Below are 19197 nucleotides of genomic sequence, written 5' to 3'. Positions count from 1 at the left end.
TCATGCGGTGGCCTCGCGGAGCGAGGCGGTGGGAGCCGCCTGGGTGAGCTCGCCACCCAAGCCGGGCAGGGCAAGCGAAGCCGAGAGCGGGCGGGCCGCCGCGCCGCGGCCGTGGACCCGCACCGTCACCAGCCGCGTGCGGAGGTGGCCGTAGCCCTCCGACGGGCCCGACCACGACGAGCGGCGGCACGACAGCTCCACGTCCGCCCCCGGCCACGCGCCCGATGCCACCAGCACCGCACCCCGGTGGCGGGCCCGGGCCGACAGCCGCCGCGCCACGGACGGCTGGACCGTCTCCGGCTGGACCGCCACCAGGTCCACGCCGTCCAGCAGGGCCGCGACCACCGCCGGGAGCTCCGCGCCCGGCCTCGGAACCAGCGCCACCCGGGCGAGGTCCACGCCGTACTCGGCCGCCGCCGCCAGCCCCAGCGACGGCATGCCGACCACGGCTGCCCACGACCCAGCGGCCGTGGCCGAAGCGAGCAGCGCGAGCAGCAGCGACGTTCCCCCGTGGACCGCCACCGTGCTCCCGCGCCGGAGCCCGGCGTCGGGCAGCAGCCCGGCCAGCGCCGGGACGACCGGGAGCACCCTTCCCGTCGCCCTGGCCCGCTCGGCCTGGGCCGCCACCCGGCTCGCCGTGCTGACCCCGGGCAGGGCCGCCAGCCGGGCCACCGGCGGCTCCACCACAGCAGTCACCGCACGCACCTCCCCACCACGGACTGGGCCGGCGGCCGGGCCTCTCCCAAAAACACGACCGACGACTCTGGTCCGCCGCGGGGAAGGCGGCGGTTTTATGTCGAACACTTGTTCGACATGAACAAGTCAACCGCGAACGGCCCGAGGTGTCAAGTCACCCGGAGGTGGGGTACGCGGCCTGGAAGGCCAGGCGTTCGTCGGCGCCGGAAGCGATCCGCTCGAGCTCGTCGTCGAGGGCCAGGAACGTTTCCCACACCGGCCCGCCGAGCCGCTCGGCGACCCGTTGTTCCAGGTCCGGCAGCCACTTCCCCTTCCACACCTTGTCCGCGAGGGTGACGAACAGGTCGTCCAAGGTGACGCCGGCCGCGTCCCAGGAGCCGTGCGTCCGCGCGAAGCGCGCCAGCCCCTCCTCGACCCCCTCCGCAAGCAGCAGCCGGTACCCCGCCTCCTCGTGCAACGACCCCGGCCCGGACAGCTCGCCGGGGTGCAGCACCTTCCCGATGTCGTGCGTGGCCGCGCCGAACAGCACCGCCGGGACGTCCACCCGCGGCCCCACCCAGCCGGTCAGCGTGACGGCGACGTCGTGGACCACCCGCAGGTGCGCGCCCAGCCACGGCGACGCGCCCAGGTTCTCCAGCAACGCCCGGGCCCGGGGCGGCAGCGGGGCGAATCCGGGGGCGTCGAGCGCGCGGTCGAGCAACGTCACCCCGCCACCGTAATGAACTTGCCCCGCCCCCGGCCCGGTCACTAGACAGACGCCGTGGAGCTCACCGACGCCGGCCCCGAAGACGCCCCGGAACTGCTGGTCCTGCAACGCTGCTGCTGGGTCCAGGAGGCCATCCTCAACGACACCCTCGACATCCCCGCGCTGCACGAAAGCCTCGAAGACGTGCGCGACTGGACGAAGACGTGGTCGGTGTGGGTGCTGCGGCAGGACCACCGGCTGATCGGCGCCGTGCGCGCCCGCCTGGACGGGGACTGCTGGGAGGTCGGCCGGCTGATGGTCGCACCGGACCTCGCCGGACGCGGGCTGGGCCGGCGGCTGCTCGCCCACGTCGAAGCCCAGGCACCCGCCGAAGCCCGCCGGTTCGCGCTGTTCACCGGGGCGCGCAGCGAGCGCAACATCGCGCTGTACCAGCGGGCCGGTTACCGGCTCACTGACCCGCCCGCGGCCGGCGGCCACATCGCCGGCGCGGTGTACCTGGAGAAGGACGTCACGCTGCGCGAAAACTCCGGTCCGGCCGCCTGACGCTGCGGCGTCGGCTAGATTGCCCGGTGGACTTGGGGGTGACGATGACCGAACCGCGGAGACGGCCGATCCTGTGGATCGCCGGGGCGCTCGTCGCGGCGGGCGCGGTGCTCACCGTCGTGCTGGCCGCCGGCGGCGGGGTGCCCGGTGCGACGGCCGCCGCCCCGGGGCCGACGACCATCGGCGCCCAGTGGCGCTCGTTCCGCGCCGACGTCACCGGCATCCGTCCCGGCCCGGACGAGCGCAGCCTGTTCGTGCAGGTCGCGCTGCCCGGCAAGGACCCCGGCTGCGTCCGTGAGCCGCGGATCGAGCAGGTCGTGGAGGCGAAGACCGACATCCGCGCCGACGTCGTCTACTCGACGCGCCCGGCGGCGGGCGGCTGCCAGGACAAGGTCCCCGCGGAACTGCGGCTGACGACGTCCGGCCCGGTCGCGGACCGGACGGTGATCCTCAACTCCGACACCGGCAACGCCTGGCACAAGCTCGGCGCCGGCTGGGGCCACTGCGACCGCCAGGGCACCTGCGCCCCGCCCGCCGACCACTGCGACCCCGCGTGGATCGGCGCGGCGGTGACCGCCGCGGGCGCCGAAAACCCGGGCACCACCCGCGCCTGCGACCCCGGCTGGCTGCTCGTCGACCTGCTGGTGCGCCAGACCGAGCCGCCGTCCCGCACCGCGTTCCGCTGGAGCGACACGGGATGGACGTCGTTCGCGCAGACCCGGTCCGCCGGCTGCGCGGACATCCTGGCCGCCGACCGGAAGTTCCCGGCCGCGCTGTGCAAGGCGCTGCCCGCGCCCGCTTAACGCAGCTTCTTGACGATCTCCGCGCCGACCGCCTGCACGGCGGCGTCGGTCTCCTCCTGCGGCATCGGCGAGTTGGAGAAGAACCCCTTGTCCCAGCCGGAAACCTCGAGGACCACGACGGTCGTTCCCTCGAGGACGTGCAGTTCCGATCCGCTGAACGCGCTGTCGGTGGCCAGCCGGACCAGCACCGCCTTGTCGCCGAGGCCGCGCACCTCCGTCGGCGGGATCGCCGGCGCCTTCGGCGTGAACAGGTCGTTCGCCTGCTCGCGCGCGCTGGCCCCGGAGTACCGCGTGATCTGGACGTGCATGGTGGCGTCGCGGACGTTCTCGTCCGGTCCCGGCTTCCAGCTGCAGCCCTGCTGCTTGATGCCCGGCAGGTCCTGGGTGCCCTGGCCGGCCAGGACGAAGGTCGGGAAACCCGCCTTCTCCAGCACCGCGGCCGGCACCTGGCACTCGGCGGGCACCGGCGACGACGACGGCGCCGCGCCGGTGCTCGCGAAGTAGTCGCCCGCGAAGATGCCGAGCGGGATGCCCGCGCCCAGCAGCACGACGACGCCGCCGACGATGCCGAGGACCAGCCCGGTCCGCTTCTTCTTCGGCGGCGGCACCGGCGCGCCGTACCCGGCAGGCGGGTAACCCTGCGGCGGGTACCCGGGCGGCGGATACCCCGGCGGATAGCCCGGTTGCGGCGGGTACCCGGGCTGCTGCGGATAGCCCGGGTACCCCTGCTGCCCCTGTCCGTACGGCGGTTGCTGCATCGAGCCCTCCCTCTCGAAGCGCGGTGGATCAGTGCGCGAAGTGGCGCGTCCCCGTCAGGTACATCGTGACGCCCGCCTTCTCCGCGGCCGCGATGACCTCGGCGTCGCGGACCGAGCCACCGGGCTGCACGATCGCGCGGACCCCCGCCTCGACCAGCACCTCCAGGCCGTCCGCGAACGGGAAGAACGCGTCCGACGCGCCGACCGAGCCCTTGGCGCGGTCGCCCGCACGGGCCACCGCGAGCCGCGACGAGTCGACCCGGTTGACCTGGCCCATGCCGACGCCGACGGTCGCGCCGTCGGCGGCCAGCAGGATCGCGTTCGACTTGACCGCGCGCAGCGAGCGCCACGCGAACTCGAGGTCGCGCAGGGTCTGCTCGTCGGCCGGGGTGCCGGTGGCCAGCGTCCAGGCGGCCGGGTCGTCGCCCGGGGCGTCGATCGCGTCGGCGGTCTGCAGCAGGACGCCGCCGGAGATCGGCCGGAACTCGATCGGCGACGCCGGGGCCGCGGGCAGCTTCAGGAGTCGGATGTTCTTCTTGCGCTGCAGGATCTCCAGCGCTTCGGCGTCGAAGTCCGGGGCCAGCACGACCTCGGTGAAGATGTCGGCGATCTGCTCGGCGGCCTCGCGGCTGACCGGCCGGTTCGTCGCGATGACGCCGCCGTAGGCCGAGACCGGGTCGCACGCGTGGGCCTTGCGGTGCGCCTCGGCGACGTCGACGCCGATCGCGATGCCGCACGGGTTGGCGTGCTTGATGATCGCGACGGCGGGCTCGGTGAAGTCGAACGCGGCGCGGCGGGCGGCGTCGGTGTCGACGTAGTTGTTGTAGGACATGGCCTTGCCGTGCAGCTGCTCGGCGTGCGCCAGCCCCGGGTTCTGGCTCTTGTACAGCGCGGCCTTCTGGTGCGGGTTCTCGCCGTAGCGCAGGACGTCGGCGCGTTCCCAGGTGGCGCCGAGGAAGTCCGGGAAGCCGGCGTCGACAGTGTCCTCGTCGGGGGCGTACGCGCTGGCGAACCACGACGCGACCGCCGTGTCATACGCCGCCGTGTGCGCGTACGCCTGCGCAGCGAGGCGCTTGCGGTCCTCGAACTCGAAGCCGCCGTCGGCGACGCGCTCGAGCACCCAGCCGTAGCGGGCCGGGTCGACGACGACCGCGACGCTGCCGTGGTTCTTCGCCGCCGCGCGGACCATCGCCGGGCCGCCGATGTCGATGTTCTCGACGCAGTCGTCGAAGCTCGCGCCGGACGCGACGGTCTGCGCGAACGGGTACAGGTTCACCACGAGCAGGTCGAACGCCGCGATGTCCAGCTTGCGCAGCTGCTCGACGTGGTCGGGGTTGCCCTGGTCGGCCAGCAGGCCGGCGTGCACGTTCGGGTGCAGCGTCTTGACGCGGCCGTCCAGCGACTCCGGGAAGCCGGTGACCTGCTCGACCGGCGTGACCGGGACACCGGCGTCGGCGATGGCCTTCGCCGTCCCGCCGGTGGAGACGATCTCGACGCCGGCCGCGTGCAGGCCGGTCGCGAGGTCCAGGAGGCCCGCCTTGTCCGAGACGCCGATCAGCGCCCGGCGGACCGGGCGCCGTCCCAGGTCAGTGCTCACGAAATGTCACCTTTCGTCCGTCCACGGTGCAGCCACCGCGGCCGAGTCGCTCGATCGTTTCCACCAGCAGCCTGCGTTCGACGGACTTGATCCGTTCGTGCAGGACGTTCTCGTCGTCGTCGCTCTCCACGACGACCGCCTCCTGGGCGATGATCGGCCCGGTGTCGACCCCGGCGTCCGCGAAGTGCACGGTCGAGCCGGTGACCTTGACGCCGGCCTCCAGCGCGTCGCGGACCGCGTGCATACCCGGGAAGGACGGCAGCAGCGCGGGGTGCGTGTTGATCACCGTGAAGCGGCCGAGGAACTCACTCCCGAGGATCTTCATGAACCCGGCCGAGACGACCAGGTCGGGGCGGTACGCCGCGACGGCCTCGGCCAGCGCCTTGTCCCACGCGGCGCGGTCGGGGTGGTCGGCGACGCGGACGGTGAACGCCGGGATGCTCAGCCGCTCCGCGCGGGTGAGGGCTTCGATGCCGGTGCGGTCGGCGCCGACGGCGACGACCTTGGCCGGGAAGCCGGACCGCCCGGTGGCGTCCAGCACCGCCTGCAGGAGGGTGCCGGAGCCCGACGCGAGCACGACGAGCTTCACCGGGGTGGGCAGCTCCAACCGTTGAGACAGAGCGGGCTCCTTGCCGCGGGCGGTGCGCAGCCGGGCGCACGGCGCTTCACCAGGTCGCGTCAACCCTAACGGTCGCCCTCGCCCGGCTCGACGTCGCCGCAGGTCTCGGTGCCTCCGGTCACAGCGTCGCCGGTCCCGGGGACCCCTTCGCCCGGTTCTTCGAGGCCGAGTTCGGCGTCGGCCTCGGCTTCGAATTCGGCGTCCTCGGCGGAAATCCCTTCGTCCTCTTCGGACGCTTGAGCCGCTTCGAGCTCCTCGACTGCTTCGGACGCTTCTTCGGCGTCGAACTCGTCGGCGTCCTGGAACGCTTCGTTGTCTTCGAGCGCTTCGGGCGGCGGCGCGGGCGGCTCGTGCTCGCCGGCGAAGAACGCGACGAACGAACCCGGGATGACGATCCAGCAGAAGGCCACGACCGACGCGACGCCGACGGGGACGCTCACCGGGTCGAACGGGCCGTCGCCGAGCCGTCCGCCGGACAGCGTGCCCAGCACGACGCAGCCGAGCGCGACGACGGCACCGGCGACCGCGACCGCGCGGATGCGCTGCCCGGGATCGGCGTCGGCCTTGCGCAGCGTCCAGCCGGCCAGCGCGCCGGTCGCCGCGGGCAGCACCAGCAGGGCCGGCCACCAGGCGGCGTGGTGCTCGGGCAGGCCACCGAGCAGCGGGACGCCGGGCACGGCCGCGCCGCGGTAGCCGAACATGCCGACGTCCAGGGCGCCGATCGAGAACCCGGGCCCGGTGACGAACGACAGCGCGGCGGCGACGGCGTTCGGCAGGTACAGCACCGAAAGCAGGAAGAGCCCGAAGCTGGTGCCGAAGCCGGGTTCGTAGACGTCGGCCACCGTCTTCCACGACACCGCGGTCGCGACGGTGAACACGACGGCACCGCAGGCGACCAGCACGGCCAGGCCCAGCGCGCCGGTCCGCAGCCCGCGCAGCGCCAGCGGGTCGAGGCGCTCCGCGACGACGTCCGGCGGCCCGCACGAGCGGGCGACGCCCGCGCACGACGCCGCCGCGGCGAGCAGGCCGGGCACGACGAAGGCGGTCACCGGGTTCGCCGTCACCGAGGAGCCTTGCGCGCCCAGCGCCACGACGAGCCCGAACACCGCGTGCGCGCCCGTGATCGCGACCAGCACCGGCAGCGCCTCGCGGAACGACCGGCAGCCGAGGCGGCGCGCGGCACCGGCCGCCGTCCGCGCGGCCAGCGCGACCGCGCCCAGCGTCGGCAGCAGCGGCAGCATCCCGAGCGGGTGCCCCACGACGTCGAGGCGCACCTGGTGCGCGGCGAGCCAGCCGGGCCCGGCGGCCAGCAGCACGCCGGTGTCGGAGAAGACAGCGCGGCCGGCGGTGAGCGAAATCAGCGCCAGCACGGTCGCGACCGCGGTGTAGCCGGTGACCAGCGGGCCGAAGGCGGCGGCGAGCAACACCCGCACCCGCGCGGGCCGGGAGGGTGCGACGCCGGGTCCGGGGTCGCTCACCGGCTCTTCGGGGGCGTCGGTGAGCAGGTCCATGGTGCGCACCCTGACATCCGCGCTGCTCCGTCCGGGTGAGGCACGCCGCCGCCGGGCCGCGTGACGAACCCAACCCCACCCGGTCGGGTCACCCCCAGACGCAAAACACCCGCTGTGACACGGAGGGTCACAGCGGGTGTCGGCGGAGACGTCAGTTCGACTTGCCGAAGCCACCGGGCGGGGTGCCCGGGTTCTCCGGCGGCGCCTGCTGGAAGAACTGGCCCTGCTGCGGGGCGTAGGTCGTGGCCTGCTGTCCCGGCGGCGGCGTGGTCGACGGCGGGTTCGGCGAGCCGTACTGGCCCGGCTGCGAGAACGGCGCCGACGGCTCGCCGGTGGCGCCGACCGGACCCGGCCCGTGCCCTTGCTGGCCGAACTGCTGGCCGGGCTGGCCGGGCTGGCCGTACTGCTGCTGGCCCGACTGCCCCGGCTGGCCGTACTGGCCGCCGTAGGACGGCGCGGCGGGCTTCGGCGACGGCGGCTTGATGACGTCGTGCTCGATCAGCAGCGCGCCGACCGCGACGACCATCTGCAGGATCCCCAGGATCAGGATGACGGTGACGATGCCCGGGGTCACCGGCAGGGAGACCAGCGCGTCCAGGGCACCGAGCGCGCCGAGGACGCTGAACAGCGCCGCGAACGGCAGCGTCCGCGGACCCTTCGGCAGCAAATGCAGCGCGGCGAGCAGGCCCCCGCCCAGCAAGAACGTCGTCGAGAGGCCGACGGCGGCGTTGTCGGAGAAGCCCAGGAAGTACTGCACGACGCCGAAGACGGCGACGACCAGGGAGAGCAGCACCGGCAGGTTCTGCGGCAGGCCCGCGGCACCGGACGGCGCCTGGTGCGAGGGCGGCTGCTGCGCGGGGAAGCCGCTGGACGGCGGTCCGGGGGGTTGCTGGCCGCCACCCTGCTGGGGGTAGCCGGGCCCACCGCTGGGGAAGGTCATCGATGCACTCCTGTCGGTTCGACCGGCACTCCGGGCGCGCGGGCGCCCGGGGAAAGACGAGGCGGCTTGTGTGCGCAGAACGCTAGCGCACTCGAAGGCCACCAGCCCACCAGACGCGTGAATACCTCTCGCGGTTTCACTTCGAAACGAGGAAAGGCCGGGCACCTTGGCGGTGCCCGGCCTCACCAGGAGCGATGCGGCAACCTCAGCCGAGGTTGTTGTACAGCTCACGCGCCAGGACGGCGGTCTCGCTCGGGGTCTTGCCGACCTTGACGCCGGCGGCCTCGAGGGCCTCCTTCTTGGCGGCGGCCGTACCGGAGGAGCCCGACACGATGGCGCCCGCGTGGCCCATGGTCTTGCCCTCGGGCGCGGTGAAGCCCGCGACGTAACCGACGACCGGCTTCGTCACGTTCTCCTTGATGTAGGCCGCGGCGCGCTCTTCGGCGTCGCCGCCGATCTCGCCGATCATCACGATGACCTTGGTCTCGGGGTCCGCCTCGAACGCCTCGAGGGCGTCGATGTGCGTGGTGCCGATGATCGGGTCACCGCCGATGCCGACCGCGGTCGAGAAGCCGATGTCCCGCAGCTCGTACATCATCTGGTAGGTCAGCGTGCCGGACTTCGACACCAGGCCGATCTGGCCCGGGCCGGAGATGTCGGCCGGGATGATGCCGGCGTTCGACTTGCCCGGGCTGATCACGCCGGGGCAGTTCGGGCCGATGATCCGGGTCGTGCCGCCCTTGGCGACGGCGTGGGCCCAGAAGTAGGCCGAGTCGTGCACCGGGATGCCCTCGGTGATCACCACGGCGAGCGGGATCTCGGCGTCGATCGCCTCGACGACCGCGTCCTTGGCGAACTTCGGCGGCACGAAGATGACCGACACGTCGGCGCCGGTCTCCTTGATCGCCTCTTCGACCGTGCCGAAGACCTTGAGGTCCTTGCCCTCGATGGTGACGGTCTGGCCGGCCTTGCGGGCGTTGACGCCGCCCACGATGTTCGTGCCGGACTTCAGCATCTTGGTCGCGTGCTTCATGCCCTCGGAGCCGGTGAGCCCCTGCACGATGACCTTGCTGTTCTCGTTCAGGAAGATCGACATCTTCACGCACCTGCCGCGGCGAGCTCGGCAGCCTTGTCGGCCGCGTTGTCCATTGTGTCCACCACGGTGACCAGCGGGTGGTTCGCGTCGGCCAGGATCTGGCGACCCTCGACGACGTTGTTGCCGTCCAGGCGGACGACCAGCGGCTTGCTGGCCTCGTCGCCCAGGATCTTCAGGGCTTCGACGATGCCGTTCGCCACCGCGTCGCAGGCGGTGATGCCGCCGAAGACGTTGACGAAGACGCTTTTCACGTCGGTGTCGTTGAGGATGACGTCCAGCCCGGCCGCCATGACCTCGGCCGACGCGCCGCCGCCGATGTCGAGGAAGTTCGCCGGCTTCACGCCGCCGTGCTTCTCGCCCGCGTACGCCACGACATCCAAAGTGGACATGACGAGGCCCGCGCCGTTGCCGATGATGCCGACCTGGCCGTCGAGCTTGACGTAGTTGAGGTTCTTGGCCTTGGCCTTCGCCTCGAGCGGGTTCTCCGCTTCCTTGTCCACCAGGGCCTCGTGGCCCGGCTGGCGGAAGTCCGCGTTCTCGTCGAGGGTGACCTTGCCGTCGAGGGCGATGATCTTGTCCTGCGGGTCGCGGACCAGCGGGTTGACCTCGACCAGGGTGGCGTCCTCGGAGACGAAGGTCTCCCAGAGCTTCACCACGACGTCGGCGGCTTCGTCGATGATGTCGGCCGGGAAGTTGCCGGCCTTCAGGATCTCGAGCGCCTTCGCCTTGTCGACACCGGTGATCGCGTCGACCGGGATCTTCGCGAGCGCTTCGGGGCGCTCGACCGCGAGCTGCTCGATCTCCATGCCGCCCTCGGAGGACGCCATCGCCAGGAAGGTCCGGTTGGACCGGTCCAGCAGGAAGGAGAAGTAGTACTCGGACGCGATGTCCGAGGCTTCGGCCACGAGCACGCGACGCGTGATGTGACCCTTGATGTCGAGGCCGAGGATGGCTTCCGCCTTCTCCTTCGCCTCGTCCGGCGTCTGGGCCAGCTTGACGCCGCCCGCCTTGCCGCGGCCGCCGACCTTCACCTGCGCCTTGACGACGACCTGGTTACCGATCTGCTCCGCGGCGGCCTTGGCTTCTTCGGGGGTGCTAGCCACGGCACCCGGCAGAACCGGTACTCCGTGGGCGGCGAAGAGATCCCTCGCCTGGTACTCGTAGAGGTCCACTACTCCAGTCTCCTGACGACACGCCACTGCAGGTGGTCCGCGACCGGACCGCGCTGTCGGACCAGTCGAGGTTAGCGACCTGCGCAGACGCAGGGCACTCCGCACCTGGTGAAGTCGGTCACCGTGCGCGGTCAGGCGGTGCTTCAGCGGTGTGAGACCGCCCACCGGAGAGCCGTTCCAGGGTTTCCGCGGCGGTTTCGGCGGTGAAGACGGGAACGGGCCCGAGCTCGTCTTCCAGCCCTTTGGGCGGCCCGGCGCCGAGCACGCCGACCGCGTCCGGGTCTTCCTGTTCGGCGGTGCGCAGGATCTGCTCGGCGGTGTCCAGGGGGCCGGCGTGGACGACCTCCACGCCGTCGTCGCGCAGCCGGCGGGCCAGTGCGACGGCGGCCGGGTCCGGCCGGGTGAACTCGACGAGCAGCACCCGCGGCCGGTCACGCTGCACGACGTCCTCCGGCGCCCGCCATACCGGCCGCGACGAGCAACGCGGCCGTGGCGGCGAGCGCGAGCCAAAACCCGGTGGCCGGGCTCGCCCCGCCGAGCGAGCCGCCGACGAGCGGCAGTTCGGCGGCGTGCAGTCCGGTGAGCAGGGCGGCGCCGGCGAGCAGCGCGGCGGCCGGCCTGGGCCGGGACCGCGTCGCGAGCGCGGCGGCACCGGCGACGACCGCGGCGGCGGTCAGCAGTCCCCACGAAGGGGTGTCGAACCGGGACCAGAGCCCGGGCGCGACGTAGCCGGGAAGGGTGAAGACGGGCAGCCCGAACGCGGCGACGGCCAGCACGGCCCCGGCCACGACGACGGCGAGGTTCCTGGTTTCGGCGGTCCCCTCCCCCGCGTCCTCGCGTTCGACGACCCCGGTCCCGGCGGCGGCGAGCGCGGCGAGGGCGGCGAGCACGAGCGCGGCGAACGTCCAGGCGGCGCCGGCCCCGAGGTCGTAGCTGAAGACGGGCGCGGCGGCACCACCGAAGCCGGCGAGGTTGCCGGCCTGGGTGGCGGTGAGCGCGGTGTTGAGGACGGCGGTGCCGGCCAGCACGATCCCGGCCCAGGCGACCCCCAGGACGGGCCGCGCGACGGCGGCGGTCCCGGGCACGAGCAACCCGGCGGCGGGCACGGCGAGCACGACCGCGGCGACGAGGAGGAACCACCGAGCGGGACTGTCGGCGGCGGCACTGACCGGCGCGGTGGCGCCGGGGTTCAGCGCGGTGACGGCGACCTGGGGCGCGAAGGCCCCGATGAGCGCGGCGAGGGCGGTGGCGAGGCCAAGCAGGCCGGTGGTCAGCCGCCACCAGAAGAGACCGGGCAGTTTCGCGCCGCCATCGAGCTCGGCGGCGGGTTTTTCGGTGAGCCGCGTGGCCGCGAGCCCGCCGACGGCGGCCGTCGCGAGGAGGGCGAGCACGGGCCCCCAGCTGACGTGCAGATCATCGCGGAAGAGCCCGGCCAGCACGGGCGGGAGGGCAACCGCGAAGGTGGCGGCGGCCAGCCCACCGAGCGCCCCGCGCGCAACGAGCTCATCGGGAGCGGCGAGCGCAAGGGCGGCGGCCAGCGGCAACGCGGCGGCGAGCAGCAGGTAGCCGCCGAGGGCGGGCCAGGGACCTTCGAAGGCGGAACGGGCGAGCAGGAAGCCGTTGTCGGACTGGACGGGAGCGGTCAGCAACCCGACGGCGGCGGCGACACCGAGCAGCGGGACGAGCAGCCGCCACCGCCGCCGTTCGGGTTCGTCGTGACTGCGCAGGGCCCGCCAGGCGAGCCCACCGGCGACGAGGGTGAGGAGGTGCCCGGCCACGAGCAGCCAGAACCCGGCACCGACGGCGGAGCTGCCGAGGAACCGGTCCGGGAGGTAGAGCTCGGGCCGGATGGTGAGGGGTCCGTTGACGGCGAATTGGAGATCGAGGACCAGCCGCCCGGGGGCGAGCGCGGCGAGGCCGAGGAGAAGGCCACCGCCGAGGGCGGGTTTCCGTGAGCCGAGCCACCCGGCGGCGACGACGGGGGCGAGCGCGAGGAGGGCGAGCCAGGGCCAGCTGGCGAACCCCGGGGCGGCGGCTGGGGAGATGGGGATGACGGCGCCGGCGGTCAGGGCGAGGGCGCCGAGGGTGGCGAGGAGGAGGGCGGGGGTGAGGGATTTGGGGGCGTCGGCCCAGGTGGCTTCCGGGCCTTCGAGGGGATTGGCGCGGGACGGCTCGGTGTTGGCGCGCGGGGGCTTGCCGGGCGCGGACGCGCTTCGGGTTGCTCGCGCGCTGCGGCGCTCGCCGGCGGTGGGGCGGGGGCGGGCTGGGGCGGCGGGGTCGCCCGCGGGGACTTGCGGTGCGCCGGGAGCGGTGCCGGCGGCCGGCTGGGGGCGCGACGGCTCGGCGGAATCGCCCGCGGCACCTTGCTCCGGCACAGCCCGGCCAGCGCCTGCGGCATTCGAGGCGCGCTCGGCAGTGTCACCCGCGGCGCCTTGAGGGGCAGCCGGCGCGCTGCTGGCAGCGGGCTCAGGGCGTAAGGGATCGCCAGCACCGCCCGCGGCGCCTTGCGGGGTGGCCGGCGCGCCGGCGGCAGCCGGGTCGCCGGCGGCAGCCGGGTCGCCGGCGGCAGCCGGGTCGCCGGCGGCAGGCGGGTCGGGGCGCTCGGCGGGCTCTGGCTCAGTCCGACCGGCGCGGGATGCTTCCGGGCGTGGTGGCTCCGCGGTCCCCTCCGGGGTCAGGTGCTCGGTGGGGTCCTGCGCTGCCTGACCGGTGCCGGGCGTGGGCTTTTCGGCTCCTGCCTGGGTGGCGGCAGGGTCTTCCGAGGGGCCGGGGGCGCTTCCGGTGGGGGGCTCTGAGCGTGGGGGCATATTGCCCGCGAACCTAGCAAGCTCAGGCCGCTGCGGAGCCGTGGGCGGGGCGCGAGTCGTCGAAAGGGCCTCAACCCTCTGGCGCAATCCGTTATTCCCGGGCGTGACCGTCTCCGAGACCGTTTGCGGCCTCTCGACAGCCCTTCACCACCCCTTGACGCTGTAAGGCAAGTCACACCGAACGCCGTAATCCCCCTCTAACTTTGGGTGATTTCCACAGGTGAGCGCGTCGCAGACTCCACCCGTTCGGCCGACGCGGGGGGCACGTCTTGCCGACAGCGGTACCCCTTCGTTACTGTCCCGGGGTCCCCATTACAGTCAGGTCACGAAGTAGGACGCCGAGCAAACCACCCCCGAGGTTGGCTCACCGGGTTCCCCCGCCCGCAGTCCTCGACCCGGCTCCCCGACGATGGAAGGCCCTGTCTTGGCTTCACACCGCTCCCCCGGCGGCCAAGCTCCTTCCCCGGCACTGAAGGACGCACTGGAAGGTGCGGTCGTTCGTGTCCGGGGTGCGCACCGCATCGCCCCGCCCTCTTCGGCCCTTCGCGGCCGTGTCGTGGTTGCCGCCGTTGCGGCTGGTGCGTTCGCCGCCGCCGCTGCGGGTTCGACCCTCAAGACGGTCACCGATTCCGACGCCGCCTTCACGCCCCTGGCCAACAGCCAGGACGCCAGCGCTTCGCTGACCGCGGGAGGTGCGGGCTCCGGGGGCGCCCCGGAACTCCTGCCGACCGGCCACACCGTCGACGCCTCCGCCGAAGCCGCGAAGCTCGCTGACAGCGCTTCTGTCACGCAGGCCCGTGAGCAGCGCGAAGCCGACGCCGCCAAGAAGGCCGCCGAAGAAGCCGCTCGGCCCAAGACCTGCCTGCCCGCGCACGGCACCTTCAGCTCGGGCTTCGGTGCCCGGTGGGGCACGAGCCACCTCGGCATCGACATCGCCAACGCCATCGGCACCCCGATCTACGCCGCCTCCGACGGCACCGTGATCGAGGCCGGCCCCGCCAGCGGTTTCGGCCTCTGGGTGCGGGTCCAGCTCGACGACGGCACCATCCAGGTCTACGGCCACATGAACAGCTTCTCCGTCAAGGAGGGCCAGAAGGTCAAGTGCGGCCAGCAGATCGCCGAGATCGGCAACCGCGGCCAGAGCACCGGCCCGCACCTGCACTTCGAGGTGTGGCAGAACGGCACCAAGAAGATCGACCCCCGGCCCTGGCTGGCCGCGCGCGGCATCGTCATCTGATCCACCCGGAGTTCGCCCGCCAACCGGCGCCACCAGCGCGCCCGCCAGCGGAACCCCGGCCGTGAAGCGGATCCCGGCCGGGACGCAGCGCGCAGCCACCACCGGCGAAGAGCGCTGAAGGCACGCGCTCCGCCGAGCTGCTCGCGAACTGGAACCGGTCACAAGATCATGGTTCACCGCTGAGGGCCCTACGCAAACACCCGCATCGGGTGACCCTTCCCGGCCGGGCGAACGCCGTCGGACGGCATCGGGCCGTTCCGGCGTGATCCCGCGGGAAGCCGCCCTGAGCCGCAGCGGGACTCGCCGGAACCCCGGAACCGCACCGAGGCCGCAAACAGCCGTCCACAAGCCGCTCAGCGCCCGGAACCGCCTACCGCAGCCCGCCCGGCAGCCGGCGGATGAAGTAAGCCACCGCGACCTGCCACACCGTGCACAGCTCCGCCGGCCGCCGCACCGGCAGCCAGCCCCAGGGCGCAGCTGCCCCTGCGCCCCCAATGGAGCGGACACGCGCGCCACTCCGGGCCCTGGTCGTCCAGCGGCGTCCCCGGCCGCAGGTGACACAACGCCCGTCCGCGCCGAGCTCGTGCTGCCTGAGCAGCGCCCGCCAGGCGGCGGCCAGCCGGCACGCCTCCGCTCCCGCATGCGGAGGGATGCTCGGAGCCCCCGAAGGCTCCCGACCCCGATCCGGAACCGTCGTCCCCACGACTTCCCGTAGGTAATTTCGTACCCCTTCGGCCAGCAGCCCAAACAGCACCGGGTCCACACCACATTACCCCCTCCGTCGAACGCGTGTTCGATCACGGGGTCAGTTGTACCGGGTGGGTACGACGATTCCGGCGGCGATCGCCGGGATCGCCGCCGGATTCACTCGACCGGGTTGCCTAGAGCTTCACCATCGGGACGCTGCCGATCAGCATCAGGCGGACCTTGCCCGCCGCGCCGAAGTCGATCGTGGCCGTGGCGCGCGGGCCGACGCCGTCGCAGGAGATGACCGTGCCGAGGCCGTACTTGTCGTGGCTGACCCGGTCGCCGACGTCCAGCTTCAGCGCCACGGTGTCCTTCCAGCCCTTGCCGAACGACGGCGTGCCCGAAGAAGACGGCGAGGACGACCGGCGGCCGCCCCAGGTGGTCGCCGCCCGCGGTGTCCCGCGCGAGCCGGACCCGAACGAGCCGAAGCCGCCGCTGGACGGCTCCAGCCGCCGCCAGTCGACGAGGTCCGGCGGCAGCTCGTCGAGGAACCGCGAAGCCGGGTTCATCGACGGCTGGCCCCACGCCGACCGCGTGATCGCGCGCGAGACGTACAGCCGCTTCCTGGCCCGCGTGATCGCGACGTACGCGAGCCGCCGCTCCTCCGCCAGTTCCGTCGGGTCGCCCAGCGCCCGCATGTGCGGGAAGACGCCGTCCTCCCAGCCGGTGCAGAACACGACCGGGTACTCCAGGCCCTTCGCGGTGTGCACGGTCATCAGCGTGACCACGCCCGCGCCGCCGTCGCCTTCTTCGCCGCCGTCGGGCGAGGGCACCGAGTCGGCGTCCGCGACCAGCGACACGCGTTCGAGGAACGCCGGCAGCGAACCCGGCGCCGGCACGCCGTCTTCGACGACCAGCTCGGCGTTCTCGTCCGCGACGACCTCGGCGGTGATCTCGGTGAACTCCCGCGCCACCGTGACGAGCTCGTCCAGGTTCTCCACCCGCGTGTGGTCCTGCGGGTCGTCCGACTCCTCGAGTTCGACGCGGTAGCCGGTCTTCTCCAGCACCGCTTCCAGCACGTCGTGGACCTCGGCGCCGTCGGTGATCAGCACGCCCAGTTCGTCGAGCATCGCCACGAACCCGGAGATCGCCTTGACCGAGCGCGGGTTCAGCAGCGGCACCTTGCCCTCGACGGCGTCCCGCAGCGCCTGCGCGAAGGAGATCCGCTCGCGCTCGGCGTGCGTCGCCACGACGGCTTCCGCGCGGTCGCCGATGCCGCGCTTGGGCACGTTCAGCACGCGCCGCAGGCTGACCGTGTCCTCCGGGTTCGCCAGCACGCGCAGGTACGCGATCATGTCGCGGACTTCGCGCCGCTCGTAGAACCGCACGCCGCCGACGACCTTGTACGGCAGGCCGAGCCGGATGAAGATCTCTTCGAAGACGCGGGACTGGTTGTTGGTGCGGTAGAAGACGGCGACGTCCGAGTAGTCGGCTTCGCCCTTCTCCGCCAGCGCGTCGATTTCGCCCGCGACGAACGCGGCTTCGTCGTGGTCGTTGTCCGCGACGTAGCCGACGATCTTCTCGCCGTCGCCCGAATCCGTCCACAGCCGCTTCGCCCGGCGGTTGGGGTTCCGCTCGATGACGGCGTTGGCCGCGGACAGGATCGTCTGCGTGGAGCGGTAGTTCTGCTCCAGCAGGATGGTGTGCGCGTTCGGGAAGTCCCGCTCGAACTCCTCGATGTTGCGGATCGTCGCGCCGCGGAAGGCGTAGATCGACTGGTCCGCGTCACCCACGACGACCAGCTCGGCCGGCTCGACGCCCGCGTCGTTCGGCGCCGTCCCGGCCAGCTCGCGGACCAGCGTGTACTGCGCGTGGTTCGTGTCCTGGTACTCGTCGACCAGGACGTGGCGGAAGCGCCGCCGGTAGTACTCGGCGACGTCCGGGAACGTCTGCAGCAGCGAGACCGTGCGCATGATGAGGTCGTCGAAGTCGAAGGCGTTGGCCTGGTTCAGCCGCCGCTGGTACTCGCCGTAGACCTCGGCGACGCGGCGCTCGAGGTCGTTGCCCGCGTTCGCCGCCGCGGTCTCCGGGTCGGTGAGCTCGTTCTTCAGGTTCGAGATGTGCACAGCGAGCGTGCGGGCGGCGTAGCGCTTCGGGTCGATGTCGAGGTCCCGCGCCACGAGCGTGATCAGCCGCTTGGTGTCGTCGGAGTCGTAGATCGAGAAGCTCGACGACATGTCCAGCGTTTTGGCTTCACGGCGCAGGATCCGCACGCACATCGAGTGGAACGTCGACACCCACATGGCGTTCGCGCGGCGCCCGACGAGCGCGGCGACGCGCTCGCGCATCTCGGCGGCGGCCTTGTTGGTGAACGTGATCGCCATGATTTCGCCGGGGTGCACCCGGCGTTGGCCGAGCAGGTAGGCGATCCGGCGGGTCAGCACCCGGGTCTTGCCCGATCCCGCGCCCGCCACCACCAGCAGCGGGCCACCGGCGTGGGTGACGGCTTCGCGCTGGGCGGGGTTGAGGTCGTCGAGCAGCTCGGCCTGCCCGCCGGCGGCGGGCTTGCGCACAGGGTTCGCGGCGGGGAGATCGAAGAGGGTGTCCATCGTGCGTCCACGCTACCCCGGGTGGGTAGGAGTGCGGCACAGCGTGCCGGGCGCGGCTACGACGCCGGGCGTACCAAGAGGTGTCGCCTGCCGTCCGACGCGCCGGCGGTCCCGCGCGCGGAGCATCGACGGACATGGAAGACACCCACCCCGCCCGCGTCCGGGCCGCCGACGCCGATCGCGAACGCGTCGCCACCGCCGTCCAGCACGCCGGCTCCGAAGGCCGGCTCACCCTCGAAGAGGTCGAAGAGCGCCTCACCCACGTCTACTCCGCGCGGTTCACCGACGAGCTCACCGCGCTCACCGCCGACCTGCCGCGGCCCGCGCCGCCGCGGCCCGGCTTCCCGCTCGGCCGCGACGCGCTGCGGCGGCATCCCGCGCTGCGGCTGCACCTCGCCGTCGTGGTGGCGATCGCGGCCGTCGCGATCGTCCGGTGGGTCGTGCTGGGCACCGGGTTCTTCTGGCCGGCCTTCCCGATGTTCTGGCTCGCGGTGAGCCTCTTGGTTCATGCTCGGGTGCGCGCGTTCCGGGAACGGCCCGGCGCCGCTGTGCCATACTGAGCGTGTGCGGCACCACGCAGAGCGATTTTTTTACGGGACCCGGACTCCGGCTCCCGTGATCGCGTAGTGCCCGAACCGCCATCACGCCAGCCCCGGAGTCCACGGACCCGGGGCTGTCGCCGTCCCTGGGACCGGGTCCGGGCTTCGAGAAAGAGGTCCCGATGAACGCACACGCCACGAACGCCGACGGCCAGCCCGCCGAGCACACCCCCGCGGGCGACGACATCGCCTCGCTGCGCGAGGAGATCGACCACCTCGACAAGGAAATCCTGCGGCTGGTGAAGCGCCGGGTCGAGGTGTCCAAGACGATCGGCGCCGCGCGGATGGCCGCCGGCGGCACGCGCATCGTCTACAACCGCGAGATGGACGTGCTGGCGCGCTACCGCGAGCTCGGCCCGGACGGCCGGCAGCTGGCCATGGCGCTGCTGAACCTGGGCCGCGGGCGGCTCGGCCGGTAACGGTTGCCCGAATTCGGGGACTTCCCCGAGGCAGGGGTGGCCCTCTTGCGGGCAGACTGGGGTCATGGACTGGCTCGTGAACCTCATCGCCGTCATCGTCGCGCTCGCGAGCGTGCTGGCCGCGCTGGGCCATGTGGGGTATCTGGCGCTGCTGAACAACGCGGCGGGTAAGCGTGCCGGGGGCGCTCCGGTCGCGCAGTACGTCAAGAGCCGCTGGGCCGTTGCCGGCGGTACCACCGCGGCTTCGCTGTTCGCCTGGTTGCTCACGGCCGGCGGACCGACGCTGGACGTCTTCGCGATCATCGTCGCCGCGGGTAGCGGTGTGGTGGCGACGAAGGCGCTGCAGTCCACGCGGGACCGTTACCGCACGGGAGGCTGAAGCGCCTGATCAGGGCCGA

The 19197-nt window shown here is 72.8% G+C and carries 18 protein-coding genes; 6 read left to right on the top strand and 12 right to left on the bottom strand.

What is annotated here, in order from left to right:
• Together C2L59_RS32705 and C2L59_RS32700 are read right to left on the bottom strand one after the other, a co-directional pair.
• Window positions 1-696: a hypothetical protein gene (locus C2L59_RS32705; protein WP_103353394.1), complete on the bottom strand. Its 696-nt coding sequence runs from the start codon at window positions 694-696 to the stop codon at window positions 1-3.
• Window positions 697-850: 154 nt separating this feature from the next.
• Window positions 851-1402: an HD domain-containing protein gene (locus C2L59_RS32700; RefSeq protein ID WP_233223803.1), complete on the bottom strand. Its 552-nt coding sequence runs from the start codon at window positions 1400-1402 to the stop codon at window positions 851-853.
• A 54-nt stretch (window positions 1403-1456) separates the two neighbouring features.
• On the opposite strand from C2L59_RS32700, the gene C2L59_RS32695 reads away from it, so the two are divergent.
• The gene (locus C2L59_RS32695; RefSeq protein ID WP_103353393.1) at window positions 1457-1945 is read left to right on the top strand and encodes a GNAT family N-acetyltransferase; all 489 of its coding nucleotides are present in this window, start codon (window positions 1457-1459) and stop codon (window positions 1943-1945) included.
• 44 nt (window positions 1946-1989) lie between these two features.
• A complete protein-coding gene (locus tag C2L59_RS32690; RefSeq protein WP_103353402.1) occupies window positions 1990-2748 on the top strand; it encodes a hypothetical protein in 759 nt (252 codons plus the stop codon).
• Here C2L59_RS32690 and C2L59_RS32685 read toward each other — a convergent pair.
• The 9 genes from C2L59_RS32685 to C2L59_RS32645 form a co-directional block, all read right to left on the bottom strand.
• Window positions 2745-3506, bottom strand: a complete 762-nt coding sequence (locus C2L59_RS32685) for a hypothetical protein (RefSeq protein WP_103353392.1) — start codon at window positions 3504-3506, stop codon at window positions 2745-2747. The two genes, C2L59_RS32690 and C2L59_RS32685, sit on opposite strands and share 4 nt — an antisense overlap.
• Before the next feature lie 28 nt (window positions 3507-3534).
• A complete protein-coding gene (gene purH / locus C2L59_RS32680) occupies window positions 3535-5103 on the bottom strand; it encodes a bifunctional phosphoribosylaminoimidazolecarboxamide formyltransferase/IMP cyclohydrolase (RefSeq protein WP_103353391.1) in 1569 nt (522 codons plus the stop codon).
• Window positions 5093-5710 (bottom strand): phosphoribosylglycinamide formyltransferase, encoded by a 618-nt coding sequence (gene purN, locus C2L59_RS32675; RefSeq protein WP_103353390.1) that lies wholly within the window; start codon window positions 5708-5710, stop codon window positions 5093-5095. Before purN ends, purH begins: the two co-directional genes overlap by 11 nt.
• A 77-nt stretch (window positions 5711-5787) precedes the next feature.
• Window positions 5788-7242, bottom strand: coding sequence for a DUF6350 family protein (locus tag C2L59_RS32670; protein ID WP_103353389.1), 1455 nt, complete (start codon window positions 7240-7242; stop codon window positions 5788-5790).
• A gap of 142 nt (window positions 7243-7384) precedes the next feature.
• Entirely contained in the window at window positions 7385-8173 is a 789-nt protein-coding gene (locus tag C2L59_RS32665) for a DUF5336 domain-containing protein (RefSeq protein WP_103353388.1), read from the bottom strand.
• A gap of 205 nt (window positions 8174-8378) precedes the next feature.
• On the bottom strand, window positions 8379-9269 hold the full coding sequence (sucD, locus tag C2L59_RS32660) for a succinate--CoA ligase subunit alpha (protein WP_103353387.1): 891 nt from the start codon (window positions 9267-9269) through the stop codon (window positions 8379-8381).
• Window positions 9270-9271: 2 nt separating this feature from the next.
• Window positions 9272-10441 (bottom strand): ADP-forming succinate--CoA ligase subunit beta, encoded by a 1170-nt coding sequence (sucC, locus tag C2L59_RS32655; RefSeq protein WP_103353386.1) that lies wholly within the window; start codon window positions 10439-10441, stop codon window positions 9272-9274.
• Window positions 10442-10559: 118 nt separating this feature from the next.
• The gene (locus C2L59_RS32650) at window positions 10560-10883 is read right to left on the bottom strand and encodes a hypothetical protein (protein WP_103353385.1); all 324 of its coding nucleotides are present in this window, start codon (window positions 10881-10883) and stop codon (window positions 10560-10562) included.
• On the bottom strand, window positions 10873-12816 hold the full coding sequence (locus C2L59_RS32645) for a hypothetical protein (RefSeq protein ID WP_233223802.1): 1944 nt from the start codon (window positions 12814-12816) through the stop codon (window positions 10873-10875). The genes C2L59_RS32650 and C2L59_RS32645 overlap by 11 nt, the downstream gene beginning before the upstream one ends.
• 988 nt (window positions 12817-13804) lie before the next feature.
• Here C2L59_RS32645 and C2L59_RS32640 point away from each other — a divergent pair.
• Entirely contained in the window at window positions 13805-14485 is a 681-nt protein-coding gene (locus C2L59_RS32640; RefSeq protein ID WP_103353384.1) for a M23 family metallopeptidase, read from the top strand.
• An 881-nt stretch (window positions 14486-15366) separates the two neighbouring features.
• Here the strand turns inward: C2L59_RS32640 and pcrA are convergent.
• The gene (gene pcrA, locus C2L59_RS32635; protein WP_103353383.1) at window positions 15367-17781 is read right to left on the bottom strand and encodes a DNA helicase PcrA; all 2415 of its coding nucleotides are present in this window, start codon (window positions 17779-17781) and stop codon (window positions 15367-15369) included.
• Window positions 17782-17915: 134 nt separating this feature from the next.
• Between pcrA and C2L59_RS32630 the strand changes: the two genes are divergently transcribed.
• The 3 genes from C2L59_RS32630 to C2L59_RS32620 all read left to right on the top strand — a co-directional run bounded on the left by C2L59_RS32630 (window position 17916) and on the right by C2L59_RS32620 (window position 19178).
• A complete protein-coding gene (locus C2L59_RS32630) occupies window positions 17916-18341 on the top strand; it encodes a DUF1707 domain-containing protein (protein ID WP_103353382.1) in 426 nt (141 codons plus the stop codon).
• Between the two features lie 161 nt (window positions 18342-18502).
• Entirely contained in the window at window positions 18503-18799 is a 297-nt protein-coding gene (locus tag C2L59_RS32625; protein WP_103353381.1) for a chorismate mutase, read from the top strand.
• Between the two features lie 64 nt (window positions 18800-18863).
• Complete coding sequence (locus C2L59_RS32620) at window positions 18864-19178, top strand: hypothetical protein (protein WP_086844131.1); 315 nt, start codon at window positions 18864-18866, stop codon at window positions 19176-19178.
• Window positions 19179-19197: the final 19 nt, after the last annotated feature.

The organism is Amycolatopsis sp. CA-128772, from assembly GCF_002904295.1.
Classification (GTDB): Bacteria; Actinomycetota; Actinomycetes; order Mycobacteriales; family Pseudonocardiaceae; genus Amycolatopsis.
The sequence above is the reverse complement of the archived record's forward strand: the minus strand, read 5'-3'. Positions and strand labels throughout refer to the sequence as shown.